The sequence below is a fragment of the Streptomyces sp. MnatMP-M17 genome (genome assembly GCF_900091995.1).
Lineage (GTDB): Bacteria > Actinomycetota > Actinomycetes > Streptomycetales > Streptomycetaceae > Streptomyces.
Genome location: NZ_FMDK01000346.1, coordinates 1 through 1,861, shown reverse-complemented (window position 1 = coordinate 1,861; position 1,861 = coordinate 1). Strand labels below are relative to the sequence as shown.

The window sequence follows — 1,861 nt, the reverse complement described above, 5'->3', positions numbered from 1 at the left end:
CGTCCGGCGGCTGCTCGTCCGCGAGGGCAACCGCTACCACCCGAGCGGCGACCAGCCGGGCGCCGGCGTCTATCCGTACATCGTCACCACCCACCGGCTCACCGAGCACTTCACGGCCGGCGGAATGAGCCGCTGGTCGCCCTATCTCGCCGAACTCCAGCCGGAGTTCTTCTGCGAGATCTCGCCGGCGCTCGCCGCGGAGCGCGGACTCCGGCACGGTGGCTGGGCCACGATCGTGACCGCGCGCAACGCCATCGAGGCCCGTGTGATGGTGACCGGGCGGATCAGACCGCTGACGGTGCAGGGCCGTACGGTCCACCAGATCGGGCTGCCGTTCCACTGGGGCCCCAACGGCGTCTCCACCGGCGACGCGGCCAACGAACTGGTGGCCATTGCCCTCGATCCCAACGCGCACATCCAGGAGGACAAGGCCCTGACGGCGGACATCATCGAGGGCCGCCGTCCCCGGGGCCCCGAGCTGCCCCGGCTCGTCGACGCGTACCGCAGGCGGGCCGGCATCACCGCACAGACCGGAACGGAGACGCGGACGTGACGCACCATCTGCTCAGTGGACCGGAACACGATCCCGCGCGTGACGCGGGCCATGAGAACCCGCCGCCGCGCGTCGGATTCTTCACCGACACCTCGGTCTGCATCGGCTGCAAGGCGTGCGAGGTGGCCTGCAAGGAGTGGAACGCGATCCCCGAGGACGGACTGACGTTCACCGGGATGTCGTACGACAACACCCTGGGCCTCGGCGCCTCCACCTGGCGGCATGTGGCCTTCATCGAGCAGTCCGTGCCGACGAGCGACGGGCGTACGGAGCTGCCGCTCGTGTCCGGCGGCGGGACGAGCGCGAGCGGTGGCGAGCTGCGCTGGCTCATGTCGTCGGACGTGTGCAAACACTGCACACACGCCGCCTGTCTGGACGTCTGTCCCACCGGCTCGCTCTTCCGCACGGAGTTCGGCACGGTCGTCGTGCAGGACGACATCTGCAACGGCTGCGGCTATTGCGTCCCCGCGTGTCCGTACGGCGTGATCGAGCAGCGGCCCTCGGACGGCAGGGCCTTCAAGTGCACGATGTGCTACGACCGGCTCGGCGCCGGTCTGGAGCCCGCCTGCGCCAAGGCGTGCCCGACCGAGTCGATCCAGTTCGGCGAGCTCGAAGAACTGCGCGAGCGGGCCGCGCTGCGGGTCGACCAGCTCCACAAGGAGGGCGTCACCGAGGCGCGGCTGTACGGGCACGATCCGCAGGACGGAGTCGGCGGTGACGGAGCCTTCTTCCTGCTCCTGGACGAGCCCGAAGTCTACGGGCTGCCTCCGGACCCGGTGGTCACCACCCGCGATCTGCCGGTGATGTGGAGGCACGCGGCCACGGCCGCGCTCTCGCTGGTGGGCGGCTTCGCGCTGTCGTTCGCGCTGACCGGTCTCGCCGCGCGTACCGGAAGGACGCGTACCGGAAGGACGCTCACCGGAAGGAAGGGACGGACATGAAGAGAGGGATGGCGGATGTGACCGCCTCCGGGAGGACTTCGGACGCCCGTCGGCGCAAGCGGAACGGCGAGGAGCCGATGGTGCCCCGGGCCACGTTCGACTCGTACTACGGACGGCCCGTCATCAAGGCGCCCGGCTGGTCGGCCCGTGACATCGCGGGCTACTTCTTTCTCGGCGGACTCGCGGGCGCGGGCTCCGTGCTGGCCGCGGGCGCGCAGCTGACGGGCCGTACGGCCACGGCTACGGCGATGAAGGTCTCCTCGCTCGCGGCGATCACGCTCTCGGCCGCCGCACTTGTCAACGACCTGGGGCGGCCCGGCCGGTTCGTGAACATGCTGCGGGTCGTCAAACCGACCTCGCCGATGAG

The 1,861-nt window shown here is 70.4% G+C and carries 3 protein-coding genes; all 3 read left to right on the top strand.

The features are described from left to right. Positions 1 to 553, top strand: a 553-nt coding sequence (locus GA0115259_RS16250; RefSeq protein WP_272921119.1) for a molybdopterin dinucleotide binding domain-containing protein, incomplete at its 5' end; no start/stop codon positions are given. Next, positions 550 to 1,494, top strand: coding sequence for a 4Fe-4S dicluster domain-containing protein (locus GA0115259_RS16245; protein WP_093597045.1), 945 nt, complete (start codon positions 550 to 552; stop codon positions 1,492 to 1,494). The genes GA0115259_RS16250 and GA0115259_RS16245, both read left to right, overlap by 4 nt. Then, positions 1,491 to 1,861: NrfD/PsrC family molybdoenzyme membrane anchor subunit (nrfD, locus tag GA0115259_RS16240; protein WP_370747940.1), on the top strand; the 371-nt coding region annotated here is incomplete at its 3' end. The genes GA0115259_RS16245 and nrfD, both read left to right, overlap by 4 nt.